5 protein-coding genes are annotated in these 5,890 nt (G+C 70.0%); 4 read left to right on the top strand and 1 reads right to left on the bottom strand.

Annotated features, from left to right (window positions below; genetic code table 11):
- Nucleotides 1–229 precede the first annotated feature (229 nt).
- Complete coding sequence (locus ACZ7L9_RS37910; RefSeq protein WP_471422071.1) at nt 230–1,087, bottom strand: IclR family transcriptional regulator; 858 nt, start codon at nt 1,085–1,087, stop codon at nt 230–232.
- Between the two features lie 289 nt (nt 1,088–1,376).
- On the opposite strand from ACZ7L9_RS37910, the gene ACZ7L9_RS37905 reads away from it, so the two are divergent.
- The 4 genes from ACZ7L9_RS37905 (at nt 1,377) to ACZ7L9_RS37890 (ending at nt 5,795) form a co-directional block, all read left to right on the top strand.
- Complete coding sequence (locus ACZ7L9_RS37905) at nt 1,377–2,747, top strand: aspartate aminotransferase family protein (RefSeq protein WP_471422070.1); 1,371 nt, start codon at nt 1,377–1,379, stop codon at nt 2,745–2,747.
- Nucleotides 2,747–3,934 (top strand): mandelate racemase/muconate lactonizing enzyme family protein, encoded by a 1,188-nt coding sequence (locus ACZ7L9_RS37900; protein ID WP_471422069.1) that lies wholly within the window; start codon nt 2,747–2,749, stop codon nt 3,932–3,934. Before ACZ7L9_RS37905 ends, ACZ7L9_RS37900 begins: the two co-directional genes overlap by 1 nt.
- A complete protein-coding gene (locus tag ACZ7L9_RS37895) occupies nt 3,931–4,776 on the top strand; it encodes an amidohydrolase family protein (protein WP_471422068.1) in 846 nt (281 codons plus the stop codon). Before ACZ7L9_RS37900 ends, ACZ7L9_RS37895 begins: the two co-directional genes overlap by 4 nt.
- A 179-nt stretch (nt 4,777–4,955) precedes the next feature.
- The gene (locus tag ACZ7L9_RS37890) at nt 4,956–5,795 is read left to right on the top strand and encodes an SDR family NAD(P)-dependent oxidoreductase (RefSeq protein WP_471422067.1); all 840 of its coding nucleotides are present in this window, start codon (nt 4,956–4,958) and stop codon (nt 5,793–5,795) included.
- Nucleotides 5,796–5,890: the final 95 nt, after the last annotated feature.

Genomic DNA, 5,890 nt, shown 5'->3' with positions numbered 1-5,890 from the left:
TGGGGTGGTGCGGAACGCTCATGCGGACTTCGCCTTCCGAGAAGTGCCGAGAATGAGGGAGCGTTCCTGCGATGGACTGCCATGGGCGGATGGCTGAAAAGAGTCCGGTCGTCAGATGTTCACGACGCGGTGGGCAGGCGTCGGAAGCAGGCCGGAAGGGGTAAATCGCTGGTGACGGGTGAGTGTCACCGGGGTTGGCAGGGAACCTACGGCGGGATACGCCGATCGGTCAAGACCTGAATCCGTCGGAATGCGACGGGTCGGCGTCGGTTGTGCCGTGCTCCGCGTCGTCGACCCAGCCCAGCGAGACGCTGATCCGTCGTGCCGCGTCCCGTACCTGGCCGCCCAGCTCCTGGTAGCGCCAGGCCGGCAGACCGAGCTTGAGGCCGGTGATGGAGACGGCCCCCGCGCACGCGGAACGGTCGTCGAAGACCGGCGCGCCGATGCAGATGATGCCCTCGGCGTCCTCCTCGTCGTCCAGGGCGTAGCCGACCCGGGCGATGTCGCGCAGATGCGACAGGAAGGTGGCCGGGTCGGTGATCGTGCGGGACGTGCGCCGGGGCAGTCCGAACCGTTCGACGACCGCGGCGGCCTCGCTCTGCGGCATCGCGGAGAGCAGCGCCTTGCCCAGGCCCGTGCAGTGCGGCAGCTCGCGCTGGCCCATCCGCAGATCGAGCCGGACGCGCTGGTCGAGCTCGACCTGGTCCACGACGACCGCATGGCCGTCCTCGGGCACGGCGAGCCTGGACGCCATGCCGGTGGTCCGGGTGAGCTCGCTCAGGACGGGGTGTGCGACCCCGCGCAGGGACACCTGGGAGCGGGCCCGGTCGCCGAGCCGGGCCAGGCTCATACCGAGCCGGTAGCGGCGGTTCATGCCCTCGCCGTCGTCGGAGACGAGGCCGTAGGCGCGCAGGGTCTGGAGCATGCCGAAGGCGGCGCTCTTGGAGATGGAGCAGGCCTGGCCGACTTCCGTGACGCTCAGGCCGTTCCCCTGTGCGGGGGCGGCGAGCGCTTCGAGGATGTCCGCTGCCCTGGCCACGCTCTTGACCCAGTACTTCGGTTCTTCTGCGGCAGCGCTGTTCGTCATAGCAGAACAGCGTAGTGCCTTCGGGGGCCGGGAGGCGCTTTCTCCGTGAAGAATGCCTGGAAATCGGGTTTACCGAGCCGCAAAGGGGGTTGACCGGTCCAGGTGCCACACGTAACATCCAGAACTGTTCTGCTCTACAGAACAGCGTTCAGAAAACGTGAAAACGCACCACCCACGCACCACGGATCACCCTCTTCCTGCGGCGACTGCCGGGCGGATGGCGCCAGGGACTCACAGGCCGGGCAGGGCCTGCGAAAACCGACGACTCTCGACGCAAGGAGCAAGCGATATGAGTTCAGGCCCGGTAGGCAACGAATCCGGAGCCCGACTCGCCGAGCGCGCCCGCCAGGTCGTACCCGGCGGCGTGAACAGCGGTCAGCGCAGCGTTCCCGGACTGACCGACCTGGTCGTCACCGGGACCGACGGCGCACGGTTCCGTACCGCCGACGGACGCGAGTACACCGACTTCCACTCGGCGTTCGGCCCGCCGCTGCTCGGTCACAACGACCCCGACGTGGCCCGCGCCACCGCCGAGGTCGGCGCCACTCTCGGCCACATGGGCGTCGGCGTCACGGAGGGCGAGGTCCTCCTCGCCGAACAGCTCACCGAGCTGATCCCGTCGATCGAGAAGGTGCTGCTCACCAGCACCGGCAGCGAGGCCACGTTCCACGCGCTGCGCGTCTCCCGGGCCGCCACCGGCCGCCGCCTGGTCGTCAAGTTCCAGGGCTGCTACCACGGCTGGCACGACGCGGTCAGCCTCAACGTCATCTCCGCCCCGGAAAAGGTCGGCGCCCACGACCCGATCTCGACCGGCATCCTGCCCGAAGTCCTCGAAGCCACCCTCGTCCTGCCGTTCAACGACAGCGAGGCCGTGCGTCGCGCCTTCGCCGAGCACGGCTCCGACATCGCGGCCGTGATCGTCGAGCCCGTCCCGCACAACGTCGGCGCGCTCCTGCCGTACCAGGAGTTCCTCACCACGCTGCGCGAGGAGACCACGAAGGCCGGCAGCGTGCTGATCTTCGACGAGGTCATCACCGGCTTCCGCCACGACATCGGCGGCTGGCAGAAGATCTCCGGCGTCACCCCCGACCTCACCACCCTCGGCAAGGCCATCGCCAACGGCGCTCCCGTCGGCGCGATCGGCGGCCGCGCCGACCTGATGGACCTCTTCTCCACCCGCCCCGGCGCCCCCGCCTTCTTCGCCGGTACGTACAACGGCCACCCGTCCGTCGTCGCCGCCGCCCTCGCCACCCTGCGCAAGCTCCGCGAGGAGCCGGTCCACGAGCACGTCTTCCGGCTCGGCGACCGAGTCCGTACCGAACTGACCGGACTGTACGAGCGCCTCGGCGTCCCCGCCGTCGTCACCGGCTACGGCTCCGTCTTCGTCAGCTACTTCATGCCGGGCGAGCCCCCCCGTACCTACGCGGACCTGCTGAACAACGACGCCTCGCTGTTCGTCGGCTACCGCCGGAGGCTCCTCGACCACGGGCTTTTCGAGCTGCCGCTCAACCTCAAGCGCAGCCACATCAGCTACGCCCACACCGACGCCGACGTGGACCGTCTGATCGAGGGCACCGAGGCCGCGGTCAAGGCCGTTCTCGCCGACGGCGGCGCGCGCGACCTGGAGAACACCTCCACCATGGGCGGAGCGACCCGCTGATGCTCACCGTCAACCGCACCCGACCCGCGGGCCCCGCCGGACGGATCACCCGGGTCGAGACCCTGATGCTCGGCACCTCCTGGCGCGACTTCGGCTATGTCCGGGTACACACCGACGAGGGCCTGTCCGGCATCGGCGAGATCACCCATCCCTACCGGGTCCGCGAGGTCTGCGCGCTCACCGAGGCACTGGCGCGGCGCCATCTCATCGGCGCCGACCCCTTCGACATCGAGGAGCTCTGGCTCCGCGTCTACCAGGGCGACTTCCTGCGCGGCGGCGACATGGGCGGCATCGCTTTGTCCGGCCTCGACCAGGCGATGTACGACCTGATGGGCAAGGCGCTCGGCGTCCCCGCCTACCGGCTGACCGGCGGCGCCTGCCGGGACGACGTACGGGTGTACGCCAACGGCTGGTACACCGGCGAACGCGAGCCCGAGACCTTCGCGGCCAAGGCGAAGGAGACCGTGGCGAAGGGCTTCACCGCCCTCAAGTTCGACCCCTTCGGCCCCGGCCTGCACGAGCTGGAGCGCGCCGAACTGCGCCGCTCCGTCGACCTGGTGGCCGCCGTCCGCGAAGCCATCGGACCGGACGTCGACCTGTTCATCGAGGGGCACGCCCGGTTTGCCATGCCGACCGCCGCCCGCCTGGTGCGGGAGCTGGAGCCGTTCGACATCGGCTGGTTCGAGGAGCCGATGCCCTGGACCCACATCGAGCGCTACGCGGAACTGCGGCAGCGCGCCGCGTTCCCCATCTCCGGCGGCGAGCACTTCCACAACCGCTACGAGTACAAGCAGCTCTTCGCCACCAACGCGGTCGACATCATCCAGCCCGACCTCTCCATGGCCGGCGGCTTCACCGAGGTCAGGAAGCTCGCCGCGATCGCCGATACCCACGGCATGCTCGTGGCCCCGCACAACTCCAACTCGCCGCTCTGCACCACCGTCTCGGTGCACGCGACGCTCGGAATCCCCAACTTCAAGATCCTCGAAACCTTCGACGGGCTCCTGGAGGACTACGTCTTCGACGCCCTCAAGGGCACCCTCCCGATCGTCGACGGCCGCATCGGCCTGCCGACCGCCCCGGGACTCGGTGTCGAACTCGTCGACGAGGTCTTCGAGGAACACCCGCCCAGCCACCGCTTCTGGAACATGTTCGCGGACGGCTGGGAGAAGCGGAACCGGACATGATCGTCGACGTCCACTCGCATCTCTTCCGGCACAGCCACGACTTCACCGACCCGTTCAAGTCCGACTCCGCCCGCGCCCACGCGGGCGAGGTCGATCTCACGGTGAAGTGGGAGGAGTACGCCGCCACGGCCCCCGAGGGCACCCGCACGATCGTCGTCGGGGGAAAGGCGCGGCGCAGCGGTCTCTGGGTCGACGACGCGGCCGTCGCCTCGTACGCCGGACAGCACCCCGACCGGCTGATCGGCTACCTCTCCCTCGACCCCACCCAGCCCGGCTGGCAGGACGAACTCCGCTACGGCCACCAGGAACTGGGCCTGCGCGGCATCAAGCTGATGCCGATGTACGCGGGCTTCGACCCGGCCGCCGAGGAGTACGACGAGCTGTACGCGTACGCGGAACGGCACGGCCTCCCGCTGCTGGTGCACACCGGTACGACCTTCGTGTCGAAGGCACCCCTGGAGTGGGCGATGCCCCGCCACCTGGACGCGGTCGCCATCCGCCACCCCGAACTGCGGATGGTCCTCGCCCACCTCGGCCACCCGTTCGAGGGCGAGTGCATCGCGGTCATCCGCAAACACCCGCATGTGTACGCGGACATCAGCGCCCTGCACTACCGGCCCTTCCAGCTCTGGCACAGCCTCCGGCTCGTCCAGGACTACGGGGTCTTCGACAAGCTGATGTTCGGCAGCGACTACCCGTTCACGACGGTCGACGACTCGGTGAAGGGGCTGCGGGAGATCGCCCGCATCCCCGGCATTCCCGGACTGCCGCCGCTCGACGTGGACGCGGTGGAGGAGATCATCCACCGGCCGTCGCTGGACCTGCTGGGCCTGAACGGCTGACCCCGCCGTTCCCCGCGAACCTGCCGGCCCGCGCCCGGGCCGCCCCTGACGCCGGTCGGCAGCCGGGCCGCCGCGCTCCCACCCAGTGTCCCTGCGCGGCGGCCCGGACCCCTTCGGCGGATCAGGGCCGGACCCGCCGCACCCTTCTCCGTACCTCTCCGTCTGGAGGAACCCCCGCCATGACCGCAGCCGTCCCGCCCCGCGGAACCGACCGCTTCGACCTGACCGGCCGCACCGCGGTCGTGACCGGAGCCGCCCGCGGCCTCGGCCGGTCCTTCGCCGTCGGGCTCGCCGAGGCCGGCGCCGACCTGGTCCTCGTCGACCTGCCCGGTGCCGACGGCGTCGCCGAGACCGCCGCGGCGATCGCGGCGCTCGGCCGCCGGGTCCGCACCTACGGACAGGACCTCGCGGACATCGAGGCGCTGCCCGGCTTCGTCGACACCGTGCGCGCAGAGGCCGGACCGCTGCACATCCTGGTCAACAACGCGGGAACGGCGGCGCTGGAACGCTTCAACGAGATCACCCCGGCGAGCTGGTCGCACATCATGCGGGTCAACGTCGACGCCGTCTTCTTCCTCAGCCAGCGCGTCGCCGAGCACATGACGGCGGACTCCGTCGCCGGCCGCATCATCACCATCACCTCGAAGAACGCCCTGGTGGCGGAGGCGGGCCTGGCCCACTACAACGCCTCCAAGGCCGCCGCGCAACTGCTCACCGAGACCCTGGCGGTCGAACTCGCCCCGCACGGCATCACCGCCAACACCCTCGCCCCCGGCATGGTCGAGACGCCCATCGACGGCGAATTCCCCTTCGACCGGGAGGCCTTCGAATCCGCGTACCGCGAGCGCATCCCGCTCGGCCGGTACGCACAGCCCGACGAATGCGTGGGCGCACTGCTGCTGCTCGCCTCGGACGCCGGGGCGTACCTCACCGGGGCACGCATCGTCGTCGACGGGGGAGTGCTGGCCGACCAGATGCCGCGGATGCGCTTCATGCCGCCGTACCGCAACACGATCTGACCGCGACCGACCGGCAGTCGGTCCTCATCGAGCACGCATCGACACCGCGAGGAGTACCTCCGCCATGTCCGTCAATGCACCGTCCCCGGCCCCGC

Source organism: Streptomyces sp. NPDC111516, assembly GCF_055635345.1.
Note: the sequence above shows the minus strand (reverse complement) of the source record. Positions and strands in the feature narration are given on the sequence as shown.

What these genes read in the sequence shown, in the direction of transcription:
- ACZ7L9_RS37900 (WP_471422069.1), top strand. Translation starts at nt 2,747, where the DNA reads ATGCTCACCGTCAACCGCACCCGACCCGCGGGCCCCGCCGGACGGATC.
- ACZ7L9_RS37905 (WP_471422070.1), top strand. Translation starts at nt 1,377, where the DNA reads ATGAGTTCAGGCCCGGTAGGCAACGAATCCGGAGCCCGACTCGCCGAG.
- ACZ7L9_RS37910 (WP_471422071.1), bottom strand. Translation starts at nt 1,087, where the DNA reads ATGACGAACAGCGCTGCCGCAGAAGAACCGAAGTACTGGGTCAAGAGC.
- ACZ7L9_RS37895 (WP_471422068.1), top strand. Translation starts at nt 3,931, where the DNA reads ATGATCGTCGACGTCCACTCGCATCTCTTCCGGCACAGCCACGACTTC.
- ACZ7L9_RS37890 (WP_471422067.1), top strand. Translation starts at nt 4,956, where the DNA reads ATGACCGCAGCCGTCCCGCCCCGCGGAACCGACCGCTTCGACCTGACC.